At 70.7% G+C, this 24,537-nt stretch carries 20 protein-coding genes; 15 read left to right on the forward strand and 5 right to left on the reverse strand.

All coding sequences use genetic code 11. The features are described from left to right. Positions 1-50 precede the first annotated feature (50 nt). The 5 genes from ABZ027_RS24595 (at position 51) to ABZ027_RS24615 (ending at position 7,584) form a co-directional block, all read left to right on the forward strand. Positions 51-1,187: an ATP-binding protein gene (locus ABZ027_RS24595; RefSeq protein ID WP_356771810.1), complete on the forward strand. Its 1,137-nt coding sequence runs from the start codon at positions 51-53 to the stop codon at positions 1,185-1,187. Positions 1,188-1,327: 140 nt separating this feature from the next. Then, on the forward strand, positions 1,328-2,449 hold the full coding sequence (pheS, locus tag ABZ027_RS24600) for a phenylalanine--tRNA ligase subunit alpha (RefSeq protein WP_356771812.1): 1,122 nt from the start codon (positions 1,328-1,330) through the stop codon (positions 2,447-2,449). Next, complete coding sequence (gene pheT, locus ABZ027_RS24605; RefSeq protein WP_356771814.1) at positions 2,449-4,959, forward strand: phenylalanine--tRNA ligase subunit beta; 2,511 nt, start codon at positions 2,449-2,451, stop codon at positions 4,957-4,959. Before pheS ends, pheT begins: the two co-directional genes overlap by 1 nt. 662 nt (positions 4,960-5,621) lie before the next feature. Further along, complete coding sequence (locus tag ABZ027_RS24610; RefSeq protein ID WP_356771816.1) at positions 5,622-6,962, forward strand: transcriptional regulator; 1,341 nt, start codon at positions 5,622-5,624, stop codon at positions 6,960-6,962. Positions 6,963-7,038: 76 nt separating this feature from the next. Next, positions 7,039-7,584: an NUDIX hydrolase gene (locus ABZ027_RS24615; RefSeq protein WP_356771818.1), complete on the forward strand. Its 546-nt coding sequence runs from the start codon at positions 7,039-7,041 to the stop codon at positions 7,582-7,584. A 27-nt stretch (positions 7,585-7,611) separates the two neighbouring features. Here ABZ027_RS24615 and ABZ027_RS24620 read toward each other — a convergent pair whose 3' ends face one another. Together ABZ027_RS24620 and ABZ027_RS24625 are read right to left on the reverse strand one after the other, a co-directional pair. Next, a complete protein-coding gene (locus tag ABZ027_RS24620; RefSeq protein ID WP_356771820.1) occupies positions 7,612-7,869 on the reverse strand; it encodes a hypothetical protein in 258 nt (85 codons plus the stop codon). A 181-nt stretch (positions 7,870-8,050) separates the two neighbouring features. Beyond that, the gene (locus tag ABZ027_RS24625; RefSeq protein WP_356771822.1) at positions 8,051-8,926 is read right to left on the reverse strand and encodes a 3-hydroxybutyryl-CoA dehydrogenase; all 876 of its coding nucleotides are present in this window, start codon (positions 8,924-8,926) and stop codon (positions 8,051-8,053) included. A 180-nt stretch (positions 8,927-9,106) separates the two neighbouring features. Here ABZ027_RS24625 and ABZ027_RS24630 point away from each other — a divergent pair, with 180 nt between their 5' ends. After that, positions 9,107-10,354 (forward strand): family 10 glycosylhydrolase, encoded by a 1,248-nt coding sequence (locus ABZ027_RS24630; RefSeq protein WP_356771868.1) that lies wholly within the window; start codon positions 9,107-9,109, stop codon positions 10,352-10,354. Position 10,355: 1 nt separating this feature from the next. Here the strand turns inward: ABZ027_RS24630 and ABZ027_RS24635 are convergent, their stop codons facing one another. Both ABZ027_RS24635 and ABZ027_RS24640 read right to left on the reverse strand, forming a co-directional pair. Then, positions 10,356-10,550 (reverse strand): DUF1918 domain-containing protein, encoded by a 195-nt coding sequence (locus ABZ027_RS24635; RefSeq protein WP_356771824.1) that lies wholly within the window; start codon positions 10,548-10,550, stop codon positions 10,356-10,358. Positions 10,551-10,641: 91 nt separating this feature from the next. Beyond that, complete coding sequence (locus ABZ027_RS24640; protein WP_356771826.1) at positions 10,642-11,559, reverse strand: DMT family transporter; 918 nt, start codon at positions 11,557-11,559, stop codon at positions 10,642-10,644. Between ABZ027_RS24640 and ABZ027_RS24645 the strand changes: the two genes are divergently transcribed. Continuing rightward, entirely contained in the window at positions 11,558-13,054 is a 1,497-nt protein-coding gene (locus tag ABZ027_RS24645; protein ID WP_356771828.1) for a PLP-dependent aminotransferase family protein, read from the forward strand. The two genes, ABZ027_RS24640 and ABZ027_RS24645, sit on opposite strands and share 2 nt — an antisense overlap. A gap of 41 nt (positions 13,055-13,095) precedes the next feature. Then, the gene (locus tag ABZ027_RS24650; RefSeq protein ID WP_356771830.1) at positions 13,096-13,689 is read left to right on the forward strand and encodes a histidine phosphatase family protein; all 594 of its coding nucleotides are present in this window, start codon (positions 13,096-13,098) and stop codon (positions 13,687-13,689) included. On the opposite strand, the gene ABZ027_RS24655 is transcribed toward ABZ027_RS24650, so the two are convergent. Then, positions 13,671-14,114 (reverse strand): DUF6314 family protein, encoded by a 444-nt coding sequence (locus tag ABZ027_RS24655; RefSeq protein WP_356771832.1) that lies wholly within the window; start codon positions 14,112-14,114, stop codon positions 13,671-13,673. The genes ABZ027_RS24650 and ABZ027_RS24655 overlap by 19 nt on opposite strands. A 154-nt stretch (positions 14,115-14,268) precedes the next feature. Between ABZ027_RS24655 and ABZ027_RS24660 the strand changes: the two genes are divergently transcribed. From ABZ027_RS24660 to ABZ027_RS24690, 7 genes are all read left to right on the forward strand, one after another. Beyond that, on the forward strand, positions 14,269-16,752 hold the full coding sequence (locus tag ABZ027_RS24660) for an alpha-L-arabinofuranosidase C-terminal domain-containing protein (protein ID WP_356771834.1): 2,484 nt from the start codon (positions 14,269-14,271) through the stop codon (positions 16,750-16,752). A gap of 235 nt (positions 16,753-16,987) precedes the next feature. Further along, positions 16,988-19,543 carry a discoidin domain-containing protein gene (locus tag ABZ027_RS24665; RefSeq protein ID WP_356771836.1) on the forward strand — a complete coding sequence of 852 codons (2,556 nt, stop codon included), beginning with the start codon at positions 16,988-16,990 and terminating at the stop codon, positions 19,541-19,543. A 113-nt stretch (positions 19,544-19,656) separates the two neighbouring features. Then, positions 19,657-20,685 (forward strand): N-acetyl-gamma-glutamyl-phosphate reductase, encoded by a 1,029-nt coding sequence (argC, locus tag ABZ027_RS24670; protein ID WP_356771838.1) that lies wholly within the window; start codon positions 19,657-19,659, stop codon positions 20,683-20,685. Then, complete coding sequence (gene argJ, locus ABZ027_RS24675; RefSeq protein ID WP_356771840.1) at positions 20,682-21,833, forward strand: bifunctional glutamate N-acetyltransferase/amino-acid acetyltransferase ArgJ; 1,152 nt, start codon at positions 20,682-20,684, stop codon at positions 21,831-21,833. The genes argC and argJ overlap by 4 nt, the downstream gene beginning before the upstream one ends. After that, positions 21,830-22,738: an acetylglutamate kinase gene (argB, locus tag ABZ027_RS24680; protein WP_356771842.1), complete on the forward strand. Its 909-nt coding sequence runs from the start codon at positions 21,830-21,832 to the stop codon at positions 22,736-22,738. Before argJ ends, argB begins: the two co-directional genes overlap by 4 nt. Beyond that, positions 22,735-23,946, forward strand: a complete 1,212-nt coding sequence (locus tag ABZ027_RS24685) for an acetylornithine transaminase (RefSeq protein ID WP_356771844.1) — start codon at positions 22,735-22,737, stop codon at positions 23,944-23,946. The genes argB and ABZ027_RS24685 overlap by 4 nt, the downstream gene beginning before the upstream one ends. A 7-nt stretch (positions 23,947-23,953) precedes the next feature. Continuing rightward, a complete protein-coding gene (locus ABZ027_RS24690) occupies positions 23,954-24,493 on the forward strand; it encodes an arginine repressor (RefSeq protein ID WP_356771846.1) in 540 nt (179 codons plus the stop codon). Positions 24,494-24,537 lie beyond the last annotated feature (44 nt).

A 24,537-nucleotide genomic window follows, 5' to 3' on the forward strand; every position in this document is an offset into this window, starting at 1 on the left:
GGGGGCCCAACGCGCCAGCTGAGCGGCCGTCTGAGAGGTGGGTTACGGGGATGAGCGTCGGCACGAGCAGCGCACCGGGGGCACGGGACGCGCGGCACCCGTCCGCGGCCCGGCCCGGTGATCTCGCCGAGCTCGGCATCGACCCCGACCAGCTGCCCGAGGGCCTGGTCGTCGCCGACGAGCACGGGCTCGTGATCTGCTTCAACGCCGCCGCCGAACGCATCACCGCCGTCCCCGCCGCCGACGCCCTCGGACAGCGACTGGACAAAGCCCTCCCATTAGAGGACCTGGAGGGTCGCCGCTGGTGGCAACTGACCGACCCGTACGGCGGACTCGCCATCCGGGTCCGCCAGCCCGAGCGCAACCTCCTCCTGCCCGGCGGCCGTGAGGTCCTCGTCTCCGCGCGCTACGTCCGCGCCGCGCCCACCGGCCCCGTCCGCCGTGTCGTCGTGTCCCTGCGCGACACCGAGGCCCGCCGCCGCACCGAACGCAGCCACGCCGAGCTGATCGCCACCGTCGCCCACGAGCTGCGTTCCCCGCTCACCTCCGTCAAGGGCTTCACCGCCACCCTCCTCGCCAAGTGGGAGAGGTTCACCGACGACCAGAAGCGGCTGATGCTGGAGACCGTCGACGCGGACGCCGACCGGGTCACCCGGCTCATCGCCGAACTCCTGGACATCTCGCGGATCGACTCCGGGCGCCTGGAACTGCGTCGCCAGCCCGTCGACATCGGCGCCGCCGTCGGCCGGCACATCCAGGCCTACGTCGCCGCCGGGCTGCCCGCCGACCGGTTCCTGCTGCGCCTCGAACAGCCGCTGCCCGACCTGTGGGCCGACCCCGACAAGATCGACCAGGTGCTCAGCAACCTGCTGGAAAACGCGGTGCGCCACGGCGAGGGAACCGTCACGATTGACATCACGCCCGCCGCGTCCCCCCGAGAGGGCGAGGACACCGGCACGTCGGTCACGGTGAGCGACGAGGGGGCCGGCATCCCGGAGGAGTCCATGAACCGCGTCTTCACCCGCTTCTGGCGGGGCAGCAAGCGCGGTGGCACCGGCCTCGGGCTCTACATCGTCAAGGGCATCGTCGAGGCCCACGGCGGCACCATCACGGTCGGCCGCGCGCCCGGCGGTGGTGCCGAGTTCCGATTTACGTTGCCCGTGAGCGCTCCGGCCTACCTGACCTGAGCGCCCGCGGGCGTATCCGTCCATCCGCACCCCGTTAGACTCGGCCTCTGGCACCTTTGTGTCCCATGGGACGGCCCTCCGACCTCTGAGTGAGTCGGCGACGGGGACCTTCAGCCAGCTAATCGGAAGCACGGGAAGAGATGTCGGCACCGAATAAGTCGTACGACCCTGTAGAGGTCGAGGCCTTGAAACCGGAACAGATCGAGCGCATGCGGGACGAGGCGCTCGCCGCCTTCGCTGCCGCGGGCTCCCTCGACGCACTCCAGGAGGCGAAGGTCGCCCACACCGGCGGCACCTCCCCGCTGGCCCTCGCCAACCGCGAGATCGGCGCCCTGCCCCCGCACGCCAAGGCCGCCGCCGGCAAGCTCGTCGGACAGGCCCGCGGCGCGGTGAACAAGGCCCTCGCCGCCCGCCAGGCCGAGCTGGAGGCCGAGCGGGACCAGCGCGTGCTGGTCGAGGAGGCGGTGGACGTCACGCTGCCGTACGACCGCGTACCGGCCGGCGCCCGCCACCCGCTCACCACCCTCTCGGAGCGCATCGAGGACATCTTCGTGGCCATGGGCTACGAGGTCGCCGAAGGCCCGCAGGTCGAGGCCGAGTGGTTCAACTTCGACGCCCTGAACATCGGCCCGGACCACCCGGCCCGCGGCGAGGCCGACACCTTCTTCGTGCAGGGCCCCCAGGGCGGCGCCGAGTCCGGCGTCGTGCTGCGCACCCACACCTCGCCCGTGCAGATCCGCTCGCTGCTCGACCGTGAGCTGCCGGTGTACGTGATCTGCCCCGGCCGCGTCTACCGCACCGACGAGCTGGACGCCACCCACACGCCCGTCTTCCACCAGGTCGAGCTGCTCGCCGTGGACGAGGGCCTGACCATGGCCGACCTCAAGGGCACCCTGGACCACATGGTCCAGTCCCTGTTCGGCGAGGGTATGAAGACCCGGCTGCGGCCCAACTTCTTCCCGTTCACCGAGCCGTCCGCCGAGATGGACATGGTCTGCTATGTCTGCCGCGGCGAGTCCGTCGGCAACCCGGACCGGCCCTGCCGCACCTGCTCCTCCGAGGGCTGGATCGAGCTCGGCGGCTGCGGCATGGTCAACCCGCGGGTGCTCACCGCCTGCGGCGTCGACCCCGAGAAGTACAGCGGATTCGCCTTCGGGTTCGGCATCGAACGGATGCTGATGTTCCGCCACAACGTCGAAGACATGCGAGACATGGTCGAGGGTGACGTCCGGTTCACCCGGCCGTTCGGGATGGAGATCTGATGCGCGTCCCGCTTTCCTGGCTGCGGGAGTACGTCGACCTGCCGGCGACCGAAACCGGCCGTGACGTCCAGGCCAAGCTCGTTTCCGCGGGCCTCGAGGTGGAGACCGTCGAGCACCTCGGCGCCGACCTCAAGGGCCCCCTGGTGGTCGGCCAGGTGCTGACCATCGAGGAGCTGGAGGGCTTCAAGAAGCCGATCCGCTTCTGCACCGTCGATGTCGGTCAGGCCAACGGCACCGGTGAGCCGCAGGAGATCGTCTGCGGCGCCCGCAACTTCGCCGTCGGCGACAAGGTCGTCGTGGTGCTGCCCGGCGCCACGCTCCCGGGCGGCTTCTCGATCTCCGCGCGCAAGACGTACGGCAAGACCTCCCACGGCATGATCTGCTCCGGCGACGAGCTCGGCATGGGCGACGACGGCAGCCACGGCATCATCGTGCTGCCGCCGGAGACCGAGGTCGGCAAGGACGCCATCGAGCTCCTCGAACTGGTCGACGAGGTCCTCGACATCGCCGTCACCGCCAACCGCGGCGACTGCCTGTCGATCCGCGGCGTCGCCCGCGAGGCCGCCATCGCCTACGGTCTGCCGCTCAGCGACCCGGCCCTGCTCGACGTCCCCGCGCCGAACGCGTTCGGCTACCCGGTGCGCGTCTCGGAACCGATGGGCTGCGACCGCTTCACCGCGCGTACGGTGACCGGCCTGAGCCCGGAGGCGCGCTCCCCGATCTGGCTCCAGCGCAGGCTTCAGAAGGTCGGCATGCGTCCGATCTCCCTCGCCGTCGACGTCACCAACTACGTGATGATGGAGCTGGGCCAGCCGCTGCACGCCTACGACCGCGCGCTGGTCCAGGGCACCATCGGCGTGCGCCGGGCCGAGGAGGGCGAGAAGATCGTCACCCTCGACGGCGCCACCCGCACCCTGCACGCCGAGGACCTGGTCATCGTGGACGACCGCGGCCCGATCGGGCTGGCCGGCGTGATGGGCGGCGCCAACACGGAGATCGCCGACCACGAGGTGGGCGAGGGCACGACCGACATCGTGATCGAGGCGGCGCACTTCGACGCCGTCTCCATCGCGCGCACGGCCCGCCGTCACAAGCTGTCCTCCGAGGCGTCGCGCCGCTTCGAACGCGGGGTGGACCCGCAGGCCGCCTCCGCCGCCGCGCAGCGCACCGTCGACCTCCTCGTGCTGCTCGCGGGCGGCACCGCCGAGGCCGGTGTCACCGAGGTGATCGCCCCGTCCGGGCCGCACACCATCACCGTCCCCGCCGACCACCCCGACAAGGTCGCGGGCGTCGAGTACGGCCGCGAGATCGTCGTACGCCGGCTGCAGGAGGTCGGCTGCGACGTGTACGGGCAGGACGAGCTGATCGTCACCGTGCCGTCCTGGCGTCCCGACCTGCGCAGCCCCAACGACCTGGCGGAGGAGGTCATCCGCCTCGAGGGCTACGAGAACCTGCCCTCCACCCTGCCCAGGCCCCCCGCGGGCCGTGGCCTCACCCACCGGCAGCGGCTGCACCGGCGCGTCGGCCGAGCCCTGGCCGGATCCGGATACGTCGAGGCGCCGAACTACCCCTTCGTCAACGAGCAGGTCTTCGACCAGCTCGGTCTCGCGGCCGACGACCCGGCCCGCCGCGTCGTCAAGCTGGTCAACCCGCTCAACGACGAGGAGCCCGCGCTCCGTACGACGCTGCTGCCGGGCCTGCTGGCCGCACTGCGACGCAACGACGGCCGCGGCTCGCACGACCTCGCGCTGTTCGAGACCGGCCTGGTCTTCCAGCCGCGTGAGGAGCAGCGGGTCGCCGCCGCCCTGCCGGTCGACCGGCGTCCCACCGTCGAGGAGATCGCCGAGCTGGACGCCGCGCTGCCCGAGCAGCCGCGCCATGTCGCCGTCGTCCTCGCGGGTGCCCGCGAGCAGGCCGGCTGGTGGGGCAAGGGCCGTCCGGCGGACTGGGCCGACGCGGTCGAGGCGGCGCGCTGCGTCGCCCGGGAGACCGGGGCCGAACTGGTCGTCCGCGGTGGGCAGTACGGGCCGTGGCATCCGGGCCGGTGCGCCGAGCTGGTGGTGACCGGCGAGGGCGGCGAGCGGATCGTGGGGCACGCGGGCGAGCTGCACCCCCGCGTCCTGAAGGCGCTCGGACTGCCCGCGCGCACCTCCGCGATGGAACTCGACCTGGACGCGCTGGAGCTGGCCGGCACCGCGACGCTGCGGGCGCCCAGCATCTCCACGTTCCCGGTGGCGACGCAGGACGTCGCCCTGGTCGTCCCGCGTGACGTGCCGTCGGCCGACGTCGAGGCCGCGTTGCGTGAGGGGGCCGGTGAACTGCTGGAGGCGATCCGGCTGTTCGACGTCTACGAGAACGACGAGCAGCTCGGCGAGGGACGCAAGTCACTCGCGTACGCCCTGCGGTTCCGGGCGGCCGACCGGACGCTGACCGTGGACGAGGCGTCAGCGGCCCGGGACACCGCGGTGGCCCTCGCGGGCGAGCGGACGGGCGCGGTGCTGCGCGGCTAGCCGCCGGCCCAGCCATCGACAGCATCGGACCGGCCTCTCGAGGCCGGTCCGATGCTGTTCAGGGGCGCGGGGAACTGCGCGACCAGCCCCCACACACCGGCGTCCGACAACGCACCGCAACCGCGACGGCGCTCGGTCGGCGTAGGCAAGCGCCTCTGCCGTCCGTGACGCCGGATCAGACCGATGCTGTTCAGGGGCGCGGGGAACTGCGCGACCGGCCCCCCGCACCGGCGTCCGACAACGCACCGCAACCGCGACGGCGCTCGGTCGGCGTAGGCAAGCGCCCCCGCCCTCCGTGACGCCGGATCAGACCGATGCTGTTCAGGGGCGCGGGGAACTGCGCGACCAGCCCCACACACCCGCAGCCGACAACGCAACCCTGACCCACAACGGCGACAACTCCCCGGCATAAGCCAGCGCAGCGCCGTCCGCCCCGCCACGGAGTGTCGGGCAGGCAGCTGGGCGGACGGCGCGGGATCGGGCCGCCGCACTGTACGAGGGGGAGCCGGCGGCCCGGCCGGCCTCTTGCGAGGTATTTCAGTCAATCGTCCGGAAACTCAGAGCGACAGAGTGCACACGCTACGGATTCGAGTGCTTCGTTCACACCCCGTGTGAAGGCGCAGCCACTACTCTGACGGCACTGAGCCACCGGGGGGCCTCCCATGCAGCCCAACACTCTGCTCGACGCGATCCTGGACGAGGCGGGGATCTCCCACGCGGGCCTCGCCGCCCACGTGAACCAGGCGGGCCGGACGCGGGGCCTGACCCTCCGCTACGAACACACCGCGGTGGCCCGGTGGTTGAAGGGGCAGCGGCCCCGGGGCCAGGTGCCCGACCTGATCTGTGAGGTGCTCGCGGCTCGGCTGCAGCGCCCCGTCACCCTCGACGACATCGGCCTCGGCGTCCCCGGTGAACCGTCCGCACCGCACGGCACCTCCCTGTCCGGCTTCGTCGAGCGGGCCACCGCCCTGTGGCGCTGCGACGAGCAGCAGCGCCCGCACGTCCTGGGCGCGCCCGCGGTGACCGGCACACCCGCCGTCATGCCCGTGTGGGAGTGGGAGAACCCGCCCGAGGACGTCGACGTCTCACGCGGCGGCCGGCACCGGGTGACCTCCGGCGACATCGAGATGCTGCGCGCCGCCCGCGCCCACTACGAGCAGATGTACCGCAAGGCGGGCGGCGTGGCGACCCGCACCCGGATCGTCGGTTTCCTCAACGCGGAGGCCGCACCGCTGCTGCGCGGCAGCTACACCGACGAGACGGGCCGCCAACTGCACCGTGCCACCGGCGGGTTGGTCGCGGTCGCCGGGATCTGCGCCTACGACTCCGACGCGCACGGGCTGGCCCAGCGCTACTTCCACCAGGCGCTCAGGCTGGCGAAGGCCAGCGGTGACCGGGGGCTGGGTGCGTATGTGATCGCGCTCCTGGTCAACCAGTCGCTGTTCATGCGGGAGTACCGACAGGCCGTGGCCTTCGCGGAGGCCGCGTTGCGCGCCGCCGGCAAGCACATCACCCCGGCGCTCGCCTCCGACCTGTACGCGATGCAGGCGAAGGCCTACGCCCACCTCGGTGACGGCAGCAGCGCGCTGTCCTGCATCCGGCGGGCCGAGCAGGCCGCCGAACGCATCCGGCGCGGACACGAGCCCGACGAGACGGGCTACGTCCAGCCGGGACTCGTCAACGTCCAGGTGGCGGAAGCCCTGCTCAGCCTCGGCGAACTCGCGGCGGCGTGGGAGCACGCCGCGGCGGCCGTGGACAACCCGGCCCACGACCGAGGGCGGGTGCACCGGCTCGCCATGCTCAGCACGATCGAGCTGCGTCGGGGCAACGCCGACAAGGCGGTGGCCACGGCGGTGCAGATGGCCGAGCAGGCCCGGGGGATGGAGTCCCAGCGCCTGCGGGACAGACTCAGAGCGGTGCGCGAACACCTGGTGCGCAGCGGCTGCGCGGGCACGGCCGAGGCAGCCGAACTCATCGACGGGGCACTGCGCGTACCGCTGTAGACCGGCCACTTGAGCACCGGCACGTCCTTGTCCCTGCTGCGATATTGCCACTTACTCGACGGAAGGTGGCAGAACCGTGCAGTGGACGAAACAGAGCGAACAAACTGTGTATGAAAACCGCTGGTTCACCGTCAACCTGGCAGATGTGGAGCTGCCGGACGGGCGGCGCCTGGACCACTTCCTCATCCGGTTGCGGCCCGTCGCGGTCGCCACGGTGGTCAACGAGGCCAACGAGGTGCTCCTCCTGTGGCGTCACCGCTTCATCACCGACAGCTGGGGATGGGAACTCGCGGCGGGCGTCGTCGAGGACGGCGAGGACATCGAGCACGCGGCCGCCAGGGAACTCGAGGAGGAGACCGGCTGGCGGCCGGGGCCCCTGCGCCACCTGATGAGCGTGGAGCCGTCCAACGGCCTGACCGACGCCCGGCACCACATCTACTGGTCGGACGAGGGCGAGTACGTCGGACACCCCGTGGACGACTTCGAGTCGGACCGCAGGGAATGGGTTCCCCTCAAGCTCGTCCCCGACATGGTCGCCCGAGGGGAGGTCCCGGCCGCCAACATGGCGGCCGCGTTACTACTGCTGCATCATCTGCGGCTCGGCCAGGACGCCATGCCCTGAGTTCCCCCACGCGTCCCGGAGGCGCTCCTAGCGCCCCATGGCCTGCCAGATCGTCACGACGAGCGCGCCCACGGCGGTGATCACCGCGACCGCGGGCAGCGGCCAGCGGGCGTGCTCCAGGGCGATGACCCGGGTGTTCAGGTCGTCGACCTCCTTGTCGGTCTCCTCGGTGCGATGGCTGAGCAGGGCGAGCCCTCCCTCGACACGCGCGTAGGCGACGTCGAGGCGACGGCGTAACTCTGCGAGTTCTCCATGAACCACGGGATGCTCGGGGTCGGCGGTCACGAGTCCGCTCCTTTCCGTAGTCGGCACATCCCTTGCATGCGCATGGAGAGTCAACTCGCCTGGTGGGCAGGTGGGGAGAGTGTGCGACAGGCATATGCGAGCCCGGCGCGCACACGGTGTGTGAATGTCGCGGGCCCGGCGCTCCGAAGAGTGCCGGGCCCTTTTCGGCCACCGTGCGTAGTCAGCCGTAGGTGTAGAAGCCCGACCCGGACTTCCGGCCCAGCCGGCCCGCGTCGACCATGCGCTGGAGCAGCGGGGGAGCGGCGTACAGCGGCTCCTTGTACTCCTCGTACATCGAGTACGCGACCGAGGCGACCGTGTCCAGGCCGATCAGGTCGGACAGCTTCAGCGGGCCCATCGGGTGGGCGCAGCCGAGCTCCATGCCGTTGTCGATGTCCTCGCGGCTGGCGATGCCGGACTCGAACATCCGGATCGCGGACAGGAGGTACGGGATCAGCAGCGCGTTCACCACGAAGCCGGAGCGGTCCTGGGCGCGGATCGCGTGCTTGCCGAGCACCTTCTCGGCGAAGGCCTGGGCGCGGCTGAGCGTGCCCTCGGAGGTGGTGAGCGCGGGGATCAGCTCGACCAGCTGCTGCACCGGCGCCGGGTTGAAGAAGTGGATGCCGATGACGTGGTCGGGCCGTGCGGTGGCGACCGCCAGCTTCACCAGCGGGATGGAGGAGGTGTTGGAGGCGAGAATGGCGTCCGGCCGGGTCACGACCTGGTCCAGCACCTGGAAGATCTCCGTCTTGACCTGCTCGTTCTCGACGACGGCCTCGATCACCAGGTCACGGTCGGCGAACTCGCCGAGGTCGGTGGTGAAGCTCAGCCGCGCCTGCGTCGCCGCCAGCTCCTCCTCGGTGATCTTGCCGCGCTCGGCGGCCTTGGCCAGGGAGTTGAACAGCCGCGTCCGGCCGATCTCCAGGGCCTCGCCGGTGGTCTCGGCGACCTTCACGTCGAGGCCGGAGCGGGCACTCACCTCGGCGATACCCGCTCCCATCTGACCGCAGCCGACCACGCCGACCCGCGTGATGTCTCCCGCCGGGATGTCCGTCACATCGTCCCTTTCGCTGATCTACGGCTGTGGCAGGTTCGCCGTCTGTCCGGTGCCTGCTCCGTTCGTGCACGTTACTCCCAAGTATCGATGATCGATCGCGGGGGTACGGGCATCCTGGGGCCCGGAGACGATCCGTGACCGCACGGATCCGCGGTGTACGGGGGTGTTCGGGTGGGGTCACTGTCACGTCGGGGGTTCGCGCTGGCTGCGTTGTCGACGCTCACCTCGGCATCGGCATCGGCATCGGCATCGGCATCGGCATCGGCCTCGGGCGCGACGGCCGCGCCGCGGCGCCGGGCCGGCACCGAGATGCGGGGGGTCTGGCTGGCGACGGTGAGCAACCGCGACTGGCCCTCGCGGCCGGGACTGCCGGCGGACCAGCAGCGGACCGAGCTGCTCGCGCATCTGGACCGGGCTGTCGCGGCCCGCCTGAACACCGTGGTGTTCCAGGTGCGGCCGACGGCCGACGCGCTGTGGCCCTCGCCCCATGAGCCCTGGTCGCAGTACCTCACCGGCACCCAGGGCCGGGATCCGGGCTGGGACCCGCTCGGCACGGCGGTCGAGGAGGCGCACGCGCGAGGCCTGGAACTGCACGCCTGGTTCAACCCGTACCGCGTCGCCAACCACACGGACGTCACCAGACTGGTCGCCTCCCACCCCGCCCGCAGGCACCCGGAGTGGGTGGTGCCCTACGGGGGGAAGCTCTACTACAACCCCGGGCTGCCCGAGGTCCGCGCCTTCGTGCAGGACGCCATGCTGGACGCGGTGCGCAGGTACCCGGTGGACGCCGTGCACTTCGACGACTACTTCTACCCGTACCCGGTGGCGGGCCAGACCTTCGACGACGACGCGGCCTACGACCGCCACGGCGGCGCCTTCCCGAACCGGGCCGCCTGGCGACGCGACAACATCGACAGGCTGGTTCGGGAGACGGCGGCCCGGGTCAGGAGCACCCGCCCCACCGCCCGCTTCGGCGTCAGTCCCTTCGGAGTGTGGCGCAACTCCGACACCGATCCGCTTGGCTCGGACACCCGGGCGGGCGTGCAGACCTACGACGACCTGCACGCGGACACCCGCACCTGGGTGCGTGAGGGCTGGATCGACTACCTCGTCCCGCAGCTCTACTGGAACATCGGCTTCGCCGCCGCCGACTACGCCGAACTGCTGCGCTGGTGGGCCGAGGTGGCGAAGGGCAGCAGAACCAAGCTGTACCTGGGGGAGGCGCTCTACAAGGCCGGGGATCCGGCGCAGCCCGCGGCCTGGCAGGATCCGGCCGAGCTGTCCCGTCACCTGACTCTCGCCCGGGCTCACCCGCAGGCGCGCGGGCACGTCTTCTTCGCGGCCAAGGAAGTCGCGGCGGACCGCGTCGGGGCGATGGCGCGGGTGGTCGCCGACCACTACCAGCGGCCGGCGAAGCCCCCGCGCTGAGTCACCGGTGGGTTTCCCGGTGCCGGATCTCGGTGTCGGGGCCGGGTGAGCACACGCCCTCGTGACCGTCCTCGAATCGGACGCGGTACGGGGGGTTGCCCTCGGGTCCCATCACTTCGACGATCTCGCCGACCTTGTCCTGCTGTCCGACCACCCTGCCGTGCTGGACAAGCTGGTCGCCCACGGTTGCACGCATCTGTTGGGCCTCCTCACCTGGTGCGGGAGCAGCGTCCGCGGCCCTTGGGCCACGGCGCCGGGCCCGGTCGACACCGGCGCATGCGCGCCGCTCAGCTCCGAGCCCGCTGGGTGACGGCGATGCACACCAGCACCGCCGCGGCCGTCAGTGGGGCGGCCACCGTCAGGTGCTCGCCCAGCAGCAGCACCGACCACACCAGTGTGAGCAGCGGCTGGGCCAACTGCAACTGGCTGGCCCGGGGGATGCCGACAGCCGCCATGCCCCGGTACCAGACCACCAGCCCGAGGAACTGCGAGCCCGCCGCGACCCACAGCAGCCCGGCGACACTGTGCGCCGTCAGCCGGACGGGCTCGTAGGCCAGCGCCACCGCGGCGACCGGCACGGTGAGCGGCAGACACAGCACCAGCGCCCAGCCGATGACCTGCCAGCCCGGCATGACCCGGGCCAGCCGGCCGCCCTCGGTGTAGCCGGCCGCGCACACCAGCAGCGCCCCGAACAGGTACAGATCGGCGGTGGTGAGTGCCCCGCCGCTCTGCTGCACGGTGAACGCGACCACCGCGGCGGCGCCCGCGAGCGCCGCCGCCCAGAAGGTGCGGGAAGGGCGGGTGCCGAACCGCAGCGCGGACAGCAGCGCGGTGGTCAGCGGGAGCAGGCCGACCACCACGGCGGCGTGCGCGGTGGTGGACGTCTGAAGCGCCAGGGTGGTCAGCAGGGGAAAGCCCACCACGACCCCGGCGCCGACGACAGCCAGCCCCGGCCGGTGCCGGCGGTCCGGCAGCGGCACCCGCAGGGCCAGCAGGCACACCCCCGCGACGAGCGCCGCGAGCACGCTGCGCAGGGCGACGAGCGTCCAGGGGCCGAAGCCCTCCAGGCCCCAGGCGGTGGCGGGGAAGGTGAGGGAGAAGGCGACGACGCCGAGGGCGGCCAGCAGGGTGCCGGTGACCGGCGGCTTGGCCGGAGTGGTGACCGCTATCCGGGTTGGCGCGGTAGCGCTACTCTGTGCTCTCATGCAAGAGCGTAGCAGCGTCACTGAACTGGCGGAACGGCTGCGAAGGGAGCTGGACCGCTACTCTCCGGGTGGAAAGCTCCCGTCGAGCCGGGCCCTCGTGGAGCGGTTCCGGGTGAGCCCGGTGACCGTCTCGCGGGCGCTCGCGCAGCTGGCCTCCGAGGGCCTGGTCGTCACCAGGCCGGGCGCCGGCGCGTTCCGGGCCTCGCCGCGGACGACCGCGGCCACGACGGCCGGGGACACCTCCTGGCAGGAGGTGGCGCTGAGTGCGGACGGCGCCGCCGACCTCGTACCGCGTTCGGTGGACGCGTCCGGCGTCCTGGTGTCGCTGGCCGCACCGCCGCCCGAGGTGATCGAGTTCAACGGGGGCTATCTCCATCCCTCACTGCAACCGGAACGCGCGATGTCCGCAGCACTGGCACGCGCGGCACGCCGACCGGGCGCGTGGGGGCGGCCGCCCATGGAGGGGCTGCCGGAGCTGCGGGAGTGGTTCGCGCGCGGCATCGGCGGCCTCACCGCGGCCGAGGTGCTGATCAGCTCGGGCGGCCAGGCCGCACTGACCACCACCCTGCGCGCCCTCGCCCCGCCGGGCGCGCCGGTGCTGGTCGAATCGCCCACGTATCCGGGCATGCTGGCCATCGCCCGCGCGGCCGGCCTGAGGCCCGTCCCGGTGCCGGTCGACGCGGACGGGGTACGGCCGTCCCTGCTCGCCGACGCGTTCCGGGCCACCGGCGCCCGGGTGTTCGTCTGCCAGCCGTTGTTCCAGAACCCGACCGGCGCGGTGCTCGCCCCCGAGCGGCGCGGGGAGGTGCTGGGCATCGCGCGCGCGGCCGGCGCGTTCGTCGTGGAGGACGACTTCGTACGGCGCCTGGTGCACGAGGACGCCGGTCCGGTGCCGCGTCCGCTCGCCGCCGACGACCCCGACGGAGTCGTCGTGCACGTCGGCTCGCTCACCAAGGCGACCTCGCCGAGCTTCAGGGTCAGCGCGCTCGCCGCGCACGGCCCGGTCCTGGAGCGGCTGCGCGCCATCCAGGTCGTCGACAGCTTCTTCGTGCCCAGGCCGCTGCAGGAGGCGGCACTCGAACTGGTCGGCTCGCCGGCCTGGCCCCGCCATCTGCGGGCCGTCTCGGTGGAGCTGAAGGCGCGGCGGGACGCCATGACCGCCGCCCTGCGGCTCAACCTGCCCGAGCTCTCCCTCCCGCACATCCCCTCGGGCGGCTACCACCTCTGGCTGCGGCTGCCCGACGGGGGCACCTCCTCGGCGTTCGGCTCCGGCGCGGAATCGGCCCTGACGTCGGCGGCCCTGCGGGCGGGCGTCGCGATCACGCCCGGCCGCCCGTACTTCAGCGCCGAGCCGTCCGCCGGACACGTCCGCCTGAGCTTCGCGGCGGTGGCGGGAGCGGGGGAGATCGCGGAGGGCGTACGACGTCTTCGTGCGGCCTGCGACGAGGTCGCCCCCGCCCACGCCCCGCGGGCGGACCGCACACCTCTCGACTGACGGCTATTGAAACTTGCACTCGCGGGGCTCACCATCACCGCATGCATCTTCGGGTCACGTTCGTCGCCGCCGCGCGCAGTTCCCCGCTGCTCGCGGAGCGCTTCGAGGACGACCGTCCGCTGGACCGGGCCGGCTGGGACGAGGTGCAGAGCGTCGTCCCGGATCTGCTCCCGCTCGCGGCGGCCGAACTGCGCTACTGCTCGCCGACCCCGCGCAGCCGCACCACCGGGGAGGTCCTCGGTTACGCGCCGCTGGTGCAACTCGCCCTGCGGGACTGCGACATGGGCCGGTGGCGCGGGCTGACGCTGGCCGAGGCGATGGCCCGTGAGCCGGAGGCCGTGGACGCCTGGCTCGCCGACCCGCGGGCCACCCCGCACGGCGGCGAGTCGCTGATGGCGTTCATCTCGCGGGTCGGGAACTGGCTCGACACCCGTCCCGTCGAGGACGCCGGCCGGATCGTCGCCGTGGCCGAACCCTCGGTGATCCGGGCCGCGATCGTCTACGCCCTGAAGGCGCCGCCCTCGACGTACTGGAACATCGACGTACGCCCGCTGTCGACGACCGCCGTCACCGGCCGGACGGGCCGCTGGAACCTCCGCTTCGACGGGGTGAAAGCTCAGCCCTCACGGGCGTAGTCGGTGGTCAGGACGAGGTCCTTGGCGGGCCCGCGGACCCGCCACACGGTTCGCCAGTGGTCCTTGTCGCGGACGGTGAACTCGCCCCGGTAGAGATCGGCCGAGCAGGGGTGGTCGGCGACATGCTGCCCCGAGGTCAGGTCCAGGTCGTGGAAGGGGCGGCCGTCGGCGAAGCGGACGTCGACGGCTCCCGGTGAGCCGCCCGGCAGGAAGAGCAGGGTGCGCTCCGCGGGGCGGGGGACACTCCGCCAGGTGAAGGTGCCGGTTTCGTGGTGCAGCAGCCCGCCTTCGTCCAACGGGCCGAAAGTCGTCGTACCGCCGAAGCGTCCCTCGTCGCCGCCCGCCAGATCCCGCACGGAGCGTTCCACCCCCCAGCTCCCGGCGAGATACGCCAGGAGGTCCGGTACCGGCCAGAACTCGTCCATCCGTCCCTCCCTTCCGACTCTTCCGACACTTTCGATACCGCGCGACCCGTTGACGCTCCTGAATCCCCTCTCTATCTTGCCGTTCGAAGTGCTGATCATTGTCCGGTATCTCGAATGACTTGGGGTTCCCCCCCACTTGAGCCGCGGAGTATCCATGTCACGCACCCGCACCCGCTGGAGACTCGGTCTCACGGCCACCACCTTCCTGGTGGCGGCCGGCCTGGTCCCGGCATCCGCCCACGCCGAGGACGTCACCGACTACGCGATCACCGTCGATCCCGCCACCAAGGGCGCGAAGATCGACGACACGATGTACGGCGTCTTCTTCGAGGACATCAACCGCGCCGCGGACGGCGGCCTGTACGCCGAACTCGTGCAGAACCGGTCCTTCGAGTACTCCGCCGCCGACAACTCCTCGTACACGCCCCTCACCTCCTGGACGGTCGACGGCACAGCGCAGGTCGTGGACGACGGCGGCCGGCTCAACGAACGCAACCGCAACTACCTTTCCCTGAGAGCCGGTTCATCCATCACCAACGCCGGCTACAACACCGGCGTCCACGTGGCCGAGGGCAAGAAGTACGACTTCTCGGTGTGGGCCCGCGCAGCCGCCGGCACCACCCTCACCCTCACCCTGCAGGACGCCGACGGAAGCCTGGCCACCGCCCGCAAGGTGGCCGTACGCAAGAGCGGCTGGGCCAAGTACACCGCCACGTTCACCGCGACCCGCACCAGCTCCACCGGCCGCCTCACCGTCGCCTCCTCGGCCGACGCGGCCCTGGACATGGTGTCGCTCTTCCCGCGTGACACCTACCGCAACGAACCGAACGGCCTGCGCAAGGACCTCGCCGAGAAGGTCGCCGCCCTGCACCCGGGCTTCGTGCGCTTCCCCGGCGGCTGCCTGGTCAACACCGGCTCCATGGAGGACTACAGCGAGGCCTCCGGCTACCAGCGCAAGCGCTCCTACCAGTGGAAGGACACCATCGGCCCGGTCGAGCAACGGGCCACCAACTCCAACTTCTGGGGCTACAACCAGAGTTACGGCCTCGGCTACTACGAGTACTTCCGCTTCGCGGAGGACATCGGCGCGATGCCTCTGCCCGTGGTCCCGGCGCTGGTGACCGGCTGCGGCCAGAACCAGGCCGTCGACGACGAGGCGCTGCTCAAGCGGCACATCCAGGACACCCTCGACCTCATCGAGTTCGCCAACGGCCCGGTGACCTCGACCTGGGGCAAGAAGCGCGCGCAGATGGGGCACCCCAAGCCGTTCCACCTCACGCACCTGGAGGTCGGCAACGAGGAGAACCTCCCGAACGAGTTCTTCGCCCGGTTCAAGCAGTTCCGAGCAGCCATCGAGGCGAAGTACCCCGGCATCACCGTGATCTCCAACTCCGGCCCGGACGACACGGGTTCGATCTTCGACACCGCCTGGCAGCTGAACCGGGACGCGAACGTCGCCATGGTCGACGAGCACTACTACAACAGCCCGCAGTGGTTCCTGCAGAACAACGGCCGCTACGACTCCTACGACCGGAAGGGCCCCAAGGTCTTCCTCGGCGAGTACGCCTCACAGGGCAACGCCTTCAAGAACGGCCTCGCCGAAGCGGCCTTCATGACCGGCCTGGAACGCAACGCCGACGTCGTGAAACTCGCCTCCTACGCCCCGCTGTTCGCCAACGAGGACTACGTCCAGTGGCGCCCGGACCTGGTGTGGTTCAACAACCACGCCTCCTGGAACTCCGCCAACTACGAGGTCCAGAAGCTGTTCATGAACAACGTCGGCGACCGGGTGGTGCCCTCGAAGGCCACCGGGACGCCGTCGCTGCTCGCCCCGATCACCGGCGCCGTCGGCCTGTCGACCTGGGCGACCAGTGCGGCGTACGACGACGTGAAGGTCACCGACGCCGACGGGAAGACGCTGCTCACGGACGACTTCTCCGGGGACGCCGCCCAGTGGAACCACACCGGCGGCGGAACCTGGAGCGTCCAGGACGGTCAGTACGTGCAGACGGACACCGCCGCCGAGAACACCATGGTCTCGGCCGGGGACGCCGGCTGGCACGACTACGACCTGCACGCGAAGGCCACCAAGAAGTCCGGCAAGGAGGGCTTCCTCGTCGCCTTCGGCGTCAAGGACACCGGCAACTACTACTGGTGGAACCTGGGCGGCTGGAACAACACCCAGTCCGCCGTGGAGCAGGCCGTGGACGGCGGCAAGTCGACGCTCCTCTCCAAGCCCGGGTCGGTCGAGACGGGCCGGGCCTACGACATCGACATCAAGGTGCGGGGCCGTCAGGTCACCCTCTACCTCGACGGCAAGGAGTGGGGCAGCTTCACCGACGACAAGCCCGCCGAGCCGTTCCGCCAGGTCGTCACCCAGGACAAGAAGAGCGGTGACCTGATCGTCAAGGTCGTCAACGCCCAGTCCTCGGCGGCCCGTACGGCGATCGACCTGGGCGGCGCGAAGGTCGCGTCCAAGGCGAAGGTCACCACGCTGGCCGCCGCCCCGGACGCGGTGAACACGGAGACGTCCACGACGGTGGCGCCGGTGTCGTCCACCTTCTCGGGCGTGGCCGACAGGTTCACGTACACCTTCCCGGCGAACTCGGTCACCTTCCTGCGGATCAAGCAGAGGTAGCAGGTCCCGGTGTGGGCCGCTGTCCGGCGGCAGCGGCCCACACCCGTATGGGACGGCCACGACACCGAGGAACGGGTCGCGGTTCAGAAGAGCAACTGAGGTTCATCCCCTTGTCCGGCAACGCCCGCGGTGCCATGCTCACGACGCATGTTTGCGTAAACATGCGTCGGACGTGATCGCGTCCGGGCACCGACCGATCCGGCCCGCACAGCTCACGAGGGGATCTGACTCAGACATGCCCAGACCTGGAAGGGCGGCGGCCGTGGTGGTGACCGCCGCCGCCTTGCTGACCGGCCTGCTTCCCACCGCCGCGGGAGCCTCCGCATCCGGGAGCGCCACCTCGCGTCCGCGGTACGACGCCATCCCGAACGGTCAGACGTACTACGACACCGCCGGCGACCCCGTCGAGGCCCACGGTGGGGGCTTCCTCAAGCGAGGAGACACCTACTACTGGGTGGGGGAGGACAAGTCCCAGGGCAGCGCCCGGTTCAACGGACTGAATCTGTACAAGTCCAAGGACCTGGAGAACTGGGAGAAGGTCAAACAGATACTCACGGTGGACTCCGAGGACACCCGGGGCAACAAGATCCTCACCCACGCGAAGGTGGAGCGCCCGAAGCTGCTCTACAACGAGAAGACGAAGAAGTACGTCCTGTGGGGTCACTGGGAGATGGCCGCGGACTACTCCGCCTCGGAGGTCCTCGTGGCGACCTCCAGCACCATCGACGGCCCGTACACGATCACCTCGAAGGGCCACTTCCGCCCCGGTGCGGGGAACGCCGCAGCGGAGGCGATGGGCGACCGCGTGGGGCAGCCGGTCGAGGACTTCGACACCTCGGCGAAGGACGCCGCGAACAAGAAGCACGCCTACAAGCCCGTGCAGGCCGACTATCCGGCGAAGATCCTCCAGTACAAGGCCCCGGACGCCCGCACCCCCGAGAAGCTCGGTTACGTCGGTGACGACGACTACGGCACCAGCCAGGCCGGCAACTCGTGGACGTACCAGTTGAACGACATCGCCCACGACACGACCGTGAAGGCCAGGGCGGTCCGGATGACCGGCTTCGACACGTCGGCGTACGACCGCTACGTGAAGGACTACAACGTCTCCACGAGCGGCTACATCGTGCGGTACCCGACGGAAACGGCGTCCGACACGGTGACCGCCCGGTACACGATCGGCGATCCGGGAACCTCCCACGACCAGCTGGTGGCGCCGGTGGTGTCTCCCACGCTGAAGGAGTCCTCCGATCCGTCGGTGGTGCTGGTCAACAGCCAGGACGTCGCCTTCGTCACCAGCGCGACCGCGGACTCGGTCTCGTACGTCACGACGGACGGGTCCGACCCGGCCGCCCCGGACAACGCCCAGCGCCGCAGATACCGCGACGGGATGCGGATCTCCCTGGCGGGCGCCCCCGGCAAGCGGACCGTCGTCAAGGCGGTCACCGAGAAGGACGGCAAGGCCAGCGACGTCACGTCGGTGACGTACCAGGTGGCCGAGAACGCCTCGGACGTACCGGTGTTCGCGCCGGTCATCAACCGTGTCCCCGGCACGTACGGCACCTTCGGCTACAAGGAGTTGCGGATCTTCTCCCCCTCCTACGGCGCGGAGACGTACTACACCATGGACGGTCAGGACCCGGCCCCCGCACGCAAGGGCGACAACATCGGGTACGGCTCACGTGACCTCACCGTCCACCAGGACGAGAAGACCGGCGAGGCCTACCTCGTCACCGCGCAGGACCACATCTACATGCGGGTGTGGAAGCTGAACGACTCCTTCACGGACGTGGTGCCCGACAAGGAGTACGACATGTACGTCGGCGAGCACCGCGAGGCTCCCGCCCTCGTCCGCAACGGCGGCAAGAACGGGAAATACGTGTACCTCATGACGTCCTACCAGTCCGGCTGGTACCCCAACCAGTCCCAGTACGGGCGTACCGAGGACCTGGACGCGGGCTTCGGCGAGCCGCGGGACGCCTACGGCTACCGCAATGGCCAGAAGGCGTGGAGCTCCCTGCAGCTCGTCGGTGACAACACCACCTACGGTTCCCAGCCCACCAAGATCCTCAACATCGGCACCGACAACAAGCCGAGCTATGTGTACATCGGCGACCGCTGGCGCCCGGACCTCCTGCTGAAGTCGACCTATGTGGCCATGCCCGTGACCATCAGCGACAGCGGCAACGGCGGCAAGGGTCTGATGAGGCTCCAGCCCACCCCCCGCCTCGACCTCGACGTCAAGAACGGGAAGGTCAAGCAGCCGGACTGGAAGCTGCTCTCCCTGAACAAGCCGGTGACCGCCTCTCCCAAGGTCCGTGCCGCCGTCGGCGCGCCCACCGAGAGCCAGAGCGACTGGGAGACCACACCCGAGCAGGAGAAGACCGGGATCTACCGGCACTACGACGCCACCGAGGCCAATGACGGCAAGGACTCGGACGTCAGCGTCTACGACGACACGGAGCAGTACTACAAGAGCGCGGGGCTCCCCTTCTCCTGGCAGGTCGACCTCGGCGGGCGCCACAAGCTGGCCTGGATCGGGCTCTCGTTCAAGACGGTCGGCGGCTCGGACAACGTCCACCGCTACACCGTCTCCGCCAGCACCGACGGACAACGCTGGACGGAACTCGTAGACAACACCCAGAACAACCGGGTCGGCCACCAGAGCCACGAGCTGACCGGCTCGTACCGGTACGTCAAGCTCGACGTGTACAAGTCGTTCGACCTCGCGCACGGCAAGGACGCCGACTGGTCCCGCGGGCTCTACGAGGCCTCCGTCTACGGAAAGTGAGAACCGACGCGCCGGACCCGGCCGTGTGATCACGGCCGGGCCCGAGAGAGACAAGATTGCATAAACGTGCATCGAAACGTATAGTCATGCCATCCAAGAGGAGGATGGATTCCATGGCGGTACGTGCGGCAGTGGCCGGAGCGAGCGGATACGCGGGCGGGGAGCTCCTGCGGCTGCTCCTGGCACACCCCGAGATCGAGATCGGTGCCCTGACCGGCAACTCCAACGCGGGTCAGAAGCTCGGCGCGCTCCAGCCGCACCTGCTGCCGCTGGCCGACCGGGTCCTGGCGGAGACCGCACCCGACGTCCTCGCCGGACACGACGTCGTCTTCCTCGCGCTGCCGCACGGGCAGTCCGCCGCCGTCGCCGAACAACTCGGCCCGGAGGTTCTCGTCGTCGACATGGGCGCCGACTTCCGGCTGAGGGACGCGGCCGACTGGGAGAGGTTCTACGGCTCCCCGCACGCCGGCACCTGGCCGTACGGCCTCCCCGAACTGCCGGGCGGCCGCGCCGCGTTGGAGGGGTCCAAGCGCGTCGCGGTGCCCGGTTGCTACCCGACCGCGGTCTCCCTGGCCCTGTTCCCGACGTACGCCGCCCACCTCGCCGAGCCCGAGGCCGTGATCGTCGCTGCCTCCGGCACCTCCGGCGCGGGCAAGGCCCCCAAGCCGAACCTGCTGGGCAGCGAGGTCATGGGCTCCATGTCGCCGTACGGCGTCGGCGGCGGCCACCGGCACACGCCCGAGATGATCCAGAACCTGAGCGGGGTCGCCGGGGAGGCCGTCTCGGTCTCCTTCACACCCACCCTCGCGCCGATGCCCCGGGGCATCCTCGCCACCTGCACCGCGAAGGCACGCCCCGGTGTCACCGGCGAGTCCGTCCGCGCCGCCTACCAGAAGGCCTTCGCCGACGAGCCCTTCGTCCACCTGCTCCCCGAGGGGCAGTGGCCCGCCACGGCGTCCGTCTACGGTTCCAACGCCGTTCAGGTGCAGGTCGCGTACGACGAGGCGGCGGGCCGCATCATCGCGATCAGCGCCATCGACAACCTGGCCAAGGGCACCGCGGGCGGTGCCGTCCAGAGCATGAACATCGCCCTCGGGCTTCCCGAGGAGCTCGGTCTTTCCACGATCGGAGTCGCACCGTGAGCGTCACGGCAGCACAAGGCTTCCAGGCGGCGGGTATCGCCGCCGGAATCAAGGAGAACGGCAACCCGGACCTGGCCCTCGTGGTCAACACCGGGCCGCGCCGCGCCGCCGCCGGCGTGTTCACCTCCAACCGTGTGAAGGCCGCGCCGGTGCTGTGGTCGGAGCAGGTCCTGAAGGCCGGCCAGGTCTCCGCGGTCGTCCTCAACTCCGGTGGCGCCAACGCCTGTACGGGACCGAAGGGCTTCCAGGACACGCACGTCACCGCCGAGAAGGCCGCCGAGGTGCTCGGTCTCGGAGCGATCGAGGTCGCGGTCGCCTCCACGGGGCTGATCGGCGTCCTGCTCCCGATGGACAAGCTGCTGCCGGGAGTCGAGCAGGCCGCCGAGGCCCTCAGCGAGCACGGCGGTGAGAAGGCCGCCATCGCCATCAAGACCACCGACAGCGTCCACAAGACGTCCGTCGTGACCAGGAACGGCTGGACCGTGGGCGGCATGGCCAAGGGCGCGGGCATGCTCGCCCCCGGCCTGGCCACCATGCTCGTCGTCCTCACCACCGACGCCGACCTCGACAGCGCGACCCTGGACCGGGCGCTGCGCGCCGCCACCCGGGTCACCTTCGACCGGGTCGACTCCGACGGCTGCATGTCCACCAACGACACCGTGCTGCTGCTCGCCTCCGGCGCCTCCGAAGTCACCCCCGCGTACGAGGAGTTCGCCGAGGCCGTACGGGCCGTCTGCGACGACCTCGGCCAGCAGTTGATCCAGGACGCCGAGGGTGCCACCAAGGACATCAAGGTCGAGGTGGTGAACGCCGCGAGCGAGGACGACGCCGTCGAGGTGGGCCGGTCCATCGCCCGCAACAACCTCCTCAAGTGCGCGATCCACGGCGAGGACCCCAACTGGGGCCGGGTGCTCTCCGCGATCGGCACCACGAAGGCGGCCTTCGACCCCGACCAGCTCAATGTGGCCATCAACGGTGTGTGGGTGTGCAAGAACGGAGGTGTCGGCGAGGACCGCGACACGGTCGACATGCGCTACCGCGAGGTGCACATCGTCGCCGACCTCGCCGCCGGGTCCGAGACCGCCACCATCTGGACCAACGACCTCACCGCCGACTACGTCCACGAGAACAGCGCGTACTCGTCATGAGCACTACTCGCAAGCACACCGCCCTGCCCAAGGCGCAGATCCTCATCGAGGCGCTGCCCTGGCTGGTCCGCCACAACGGCAAGACCGTCGTCATCAAGTTCGGCGGCAACGCCATGATCGACGAGGACCTGAAGGCCGCGTTCGCGCAGGACATCGTCTTCCTGCACCAGGCCGGCCTCAAGCCCGTCGTCGTGCACGGCGGCGGCCCGCAGATCAGCGCGGCCCTCGACAAGCACGGCATCGTCAGCGAGTTCAAGGCCGGCCTCAGGGTCACCACCGAGGACGCCATGGACGTCGTACGGATGGTGCTGGCCGGGCAGGTCCAGCGGGAACTGGTCGGGCTGCTCAACCAACACGGCCCGCTCGCCGTGGGCTTGACCGGCGAGGACGCGCACACCATCACCGCCACCAAGCACCAGCCCACAATCGACGGCGAGTTGGTCGACATCGGGCGGGTCGGCGAGATCACCGACATCGACACGGGCGCGATCGAGGCACTGCTGGCGGACGGCCGCATCCCGGTCGTCTCGTCGATCGCCCGGAGCGAGGACGACCACCATGTCTACAACGTCAATGCTGATACGGCGGCTGCGGCACTCGCTGCCGCGCTGGGCGCCGAAACCCTCATGGTCCTCACCGACGTCGAGGGCCTCTACGAGGACTGGCCGCACAGCGACGAGGTGATCAGCCGCCTCACCGCTTCCCAACTGGAGAAGCTGCTGCCGGAGTTGAGCTCCGGCATGGTGCCGAAGATGGAGGGCTGCCTGCACGCCGTGCGGGGCGGCGTGACCACCGCCCGGGTCATCGACGGCCGGGTCCAGCACTCGATCCTGCTGGAGATCTTCACCGACGAAGGCATCGGGACGATGGTCGTGCCCGACGCGGAAGAGGGGGACGACGCATGACAGGCAACGAGGAACTCACCCAGCGGTGGCAGGGCGCGCTCATGAACAACTACGGCACGCCGCGGCTGCCCCTGGTCCGGGGTGAGGGCGCGAAGTTGTGGGACGCCGACGGCAGGCAGTACGTCGACTTCGTCGGCGGGGTCGCGGTCAACGCGCTCGGCCACGCCCACCCGGCGATCGTCGAGGCGGTCAGCAGGCAGGTCGCCTCCCTCGGCCACGTCTCCAACCTCTTCATCGCCGAGCCGCCCGTCGCGCTCGCCGAACGGCTCCTGCAGCACTTCGGCCGCGACGGCAAGGTGTTCTTCTGCAACTCGGGGGCCGAGGCCAACGAGGGCGCCTTCAAGATCGGCCGGCTGACCGGACGGCCCCACATGGTCGCCACCGTGGGCGGCTTCCACGGCCGCACCATGGGCGCGCTGGCGCTGACCGGGCAGCCGGGCAAGCAGGAGCCGTTCCTGCCGCTCCCGGGTGAGGTGACGCACGTTCCGTACGGGGACGCGCAGGCGCTGGCCGCCGCCGTCACCGAGGAGACCGCGCTCGTGATCATCGAGCCGATCCAGGGCGAGAACGGGGTCGTGGTGCCCCCGGCCGGCTACCTCAAGGCGGCCCGGGCGATCACCGCGGCCACGGGCAGCCTGCTGGTCCTGGACGAGGTGCAGACCGGGATCGGCCGGACCGGGCACTGGTTCGAGTACCAGGCCCATGAGGGTGTCCTGCCGGACGTCGTCACGCTGGCCAAGGGCCTGGGCGGCGGTCTGCCGCTCGGCGCCACCGTCGCCTTCGGCCGGGCCGCGGAGCTGCTGCAGCCGGGCCAGCACGGCACGACCTTCGGCGGAAACCCGATCGCCTGCGCGGCCGGACTCGCCGTGCTCGAGACGATCGCGGCCGAAGGACTGCTGGAGAACGTCAAGACGCAGAGCGAGAAGCTGCGGGAGGGAATCGAGGGCGCGGGCGGCACGTCCCGGCACCCGTTGATCGCTCATGTCCGGGGTGCGGGGCTCCTGCTGGGTATCGTGCTCACCGAGCCGCTCGCGTCCAAGGTGCAGCAGGCGGCTCAGGACGCCGGGTTCCTGGTGAACGCGCCCGCCCCCGAGGTCGTACGGCTGATGCCGCCACTGACCCTCGGCGACGCGGAGGTGGACGCGTTCCTCCGGGCGCTGCCCGGCATCCTGGACGTGGCCCAGGGGGACGGACGATCCGGAGAATGAGACGACGATGAGCCAGGCGCAGGATCACGAGCAGATCGCGGGGCCTGCCGTACCGCAGACCCGCACCGCCCGCCACCGACGGATCGTGGACATCCTCAACCGGCAACCGGTGCGCAGCCAGAGCCAGTTGGCGAAGCTGCTGTCCGACGACGGGCTGAGTGTCACTCAGGCGACACTCTCCCGGGACCTGGACGAGCTGAACGCGGTGAAGATCCGCAACAACGAGGGCGACCTGATCTACGCGGTACCGAGCGAGGGGGGATTCCGCACGCCCCGGGTGCCGCTGGGGGAGTCCGCGAAGGAGGAGCGGATGCGGCGGCTCTCGGCGGAGCTGCTGATCTCCGCGGAGGCGTCCGCGAACCTGGTGGTGCTGCGGACACCACCGGGTGCGGCGCAGTTCCTCGCCTCGGCGATCGACCAGGCGGAGCTGCAGGACATCCTGGGCACCATCGCCGGCGACGACACGCTGCTGTTGATCAGCCGGGATCCGACGGGCGGGCAGGCGCTGGCCGACCACTTGCTGCGGTTGGCGCAGAACGGCCACTGAGGGGGAGCCGTCGTTGGGGCCGCAGGGGCCGCGTTCCGCTCCGC

This window comes from Streptomyces sp. NPDC006332, assembly GCF_040612855.1.
Taxonomy (GTDB): Bacteria; Actinomycetota; Actinomycetes; order Streptomycetales; family Streptomycetaceae; genus Streptomyces.

Excerpts from the sequence above, each read along its gene's own strand:
- ABZ027_RS24595 (WP_356771810.1), top strand. The coding sequence starts at position 51 with ATGAGCGTCGGCACGAGCAGCGCACCGGGGGCACGGGACGCGCGGCAC.
- pheS (WP_356771812.1), top strand. The coding sequence starts at position 1,328 with ATGTCGGCACCGAATAAGTCGTACGACCCTGTAGAGGTCGAGGCCTTG.
- pheT (WP_356771814.1), top strand. The coding sequence starts at position 2,449 with ATGCGCGTCCCGCTTTCCTGGCTGCGGGAGTACGTCGACCTGCCGGCG.
- ABZ027_RS24610 (WP_356771816.1), top strand. The coding sequence starts at position 5,622 with ATGCAGCCCAACACTCTGCTCGACGCGATCCTGGACGAGGCGGGGATC.
- ABZ027_RS24635 (WP_356771824.1), bottom strand. The coding sequence starts at position 10,550 with ATGCGTGCAACCGTGGGCGACCAGCTTGTCCAGCACGGCAGGGTGGTC.
- ABZ027_RS24645 (WP_356771828.1), top strand. The coding sequence starts at position 11,558 with ATGCAAGAGCGTAGCAGCGTCACTGAACTGGCGGAACGGCTGCGAAGG.
- ABZ027_RS24640 (WP_356771826.1), bottom strand. The coding sequence starts at position 11,559 with ATGAGAGCACAGAGTAGCGCTACCGCGCCAACCCGGATAGCGGTCACC.
- ABZ027_RS24650 (WP_356771830.1), top strand. The coding sequence starts at position 13,096 with ATGCATCTTCGGGTCACGTTCGTCGCCGCCGCGCGCAGTTCCCCGCTG.
- ABZ027_RS24655 (WP_356771832.1), bottom strand. The coding sequence starts at position 14,114 with ATGGACGAGTTCTGGCCGGTACCGGACCTCCTGGCGTATCTCGCCGGG.
- ABZ027_RS24660 (WP_356771834.1), top strand. The coding sequence starts at position 14,269 with ATGTCACGCACCCGCACCCGCTGGAGACTCGGTCTCACGGCCACCACC.
- ABZ027_RS24665 (WP_356771836.1), top strand. The coding sequence starts at position 16,988 with ATGCCCAGACCTGGAAGGGCGGCGGCCGTGGTGGTGACCGCCGCCGCC.
- argC (WP_356771838.1), top strand. The coding sequence starts at position 19,657 with ATGGCGGTACGTGCGGCAGTGGCCGGAGCGAGCGGATACGCGGGCGGG.
- argB (WP_356771842.1), top strand. The coding sequence starts at position 21,830 with ATGAGCACTACTCGCAAGCACACCGCCCTGCCCAAGGCGCAGATCCTC.
- ABZ027_RS24685 (WP_356771844.1), top strand. The coding sequence starts at position 22,735 with ATGACAGGCAACGAGGAACTCACCCAGCGGTGGCAGGGCGCGCTCATG.
- ABZ027_RS24690 (WP_356771846.1), top strand. The coding sequence starts at position 23,954 with ATGAGCCAGGCGCAGGATCACGAGCAGATCGCGGGGCCTGCCGTACCG.